General features: G+C 62.1%; 1 protein-coding gene. It reads left to right on the top strand.

Annotated elements, in window-relative coordinates; genetic code table 11:
* Positions 1–410: 410 nt before the first annotated feature.
* A partial coding sequence (locus tag AHiyo1_RS22385; protein ID WP_253257565.1) for a polysaccharide deacetylase family protein occupies positions 411–1,724 on the top strand: 1,314 nt, incomplete at its 3' end.

Genomic DNA, 1,724 nt, shown 5'->3' with positions numbered 1-1,724 from the left:
GTTCCGCCGACGGCGAGGGTTCCGGCGGCCAGTGCCCCGGCGGCGATCTTGCTGGTGAGCAGCGCTGTGAAGAATGACATGGGACCTCCAAGGCCAGAAAGTGAACACCCGCAACGGGTGCGAGGGCACCAACCCTTAGCGATGTAATCGTCACGGCCCCGGAAAAGTTACGCCCGGCCTGAAAAGTTCTTCCGAAGGCTGCTCTCTGTCTTACCAAGGTCTTGAGCGCTGTCAAGGCACTCTGATTTCGTTAACCAGCTCTAGAGTGCTTGCTGGCGTCCGGTGTTGCCCATCCGGGTGAGCACACTCAAGACGCGGCCGGATTCAACGTCCTATCATCGCCGAAGACCTAAGGAGGGAATGCTCCTATCCTTGACGGTTGCCCTGGCATCGAATGGACGGTGAGTGTTGTGGCTAGACTCTCAACGCAGGAGCAGACGCTTACACGGCGATTCGGGGTCCGTTGGGCCGCCGTTGGAGCGTGTGCCGCGATGGTCCTGGCACTCCTCAGCGGCTTTGCTTTGCCCGCGCATGCGGCTGCAAACACCGTCATCACGCTGACCTTCGATGACGGCAACGCCGACCAGTTGACCGCCGCCGCCACGCTGAAGAACCTCGGACTTCACGGCACGTATTTCGTCCCATCCGGGTGGGTTGACCAGCCGAGCTATTTCACGTCGGCCAACTTGCAGCAACTCTATGCGGACGGCAATGAGATTGCCGGGCACACGGTCACGCACCCGGATCTGGTGACGTTGACGTCGGATGAAGTGACACGGCAGGTGTGCAACGGCAGGGTCGCTTTGGCAAACATGGGCTTCAAGGTCACCAGTTTTGCCTACCCCTTCGCTTCCCAGGATCCTGCTGTGCAGACCATCGTGAAGAATTGCGGTTTCAACAGCGCGCGCGGGCTCGGGGACCTTTACAGCAAGGACGATCCGGGACTGCCTGCTGCGGAGACCATCCCGCCCGCCAACCCGTATGACACCGCGGCGCCGGAGGAAGTGGACAGCACGTGGACGCTGACGGACCTGGAAAATTCTGTGACCAAGGCGCAGGCTGCGGGCGGTGGCTGGGTTCAATTGACGTTCCACCACATCGCCGTGGGGACTGATCCGACGCTCACCATCAGCCCCGATTTGTTCAGCCAATTCGCCTCCTGGCTGGCGCAACAACAGACGGCGGGCAGCATCGCCGTGAAGACGGTTGACCAGGTAATAGGTGGGCCGGTCCAGCCCCTCGTTTCCGGCCCGGCCGCGCCGCCGCCGCCCCCACAGGGAACCAACATGATCCAGAACCCGAGCCTGGAGACGCTCACCAGTGGAATTCCGCAGTGCTGGGCTGCGGGCGGATACGGCACCAACACGCCCAGCTACGCCGTGGTCTCGCCCGGACACACCGGCACCAACGCGGAACAGTTGACTATGAGCGGGTACGTCAGCGGTGACGCGAAGCTCCTGCCCGCCCTGGACCTCGGCGGCTGCTCACCCACGGGCACTCCCGGCCATATCTATCAGCTCAGCGCCTGGTACAAATCCAACGTCATCACCCAATTCGAGGTCTATTACCGCACCGGAACCGGGTACTGGACCTACTGGACCGCAAGTCCGCTGTTCAACGCCAGTAGCAACTGGACCCAGATCACGTGGACCACGCCGGCTCTTCCGGCGGGCGCCTCGGGGATCAGCTACGGACTGAACATCCAATCCAACGGATCGATCACC

The organism is Arthrobacter sp. Hiyo1 (assembly GCF_001263615.2).
Classification (GTDB): domain Bacteria; phylum Actinomycetota; class Actinomycetes; order Actinomycetales; family Micrococcaceae; genus Arthrobacter.
The sequence above is the reverse complement of the archived record's forward strand: the minus strand, read 5'-3'. Positions and strand labels throughout refer to the sequence as shown.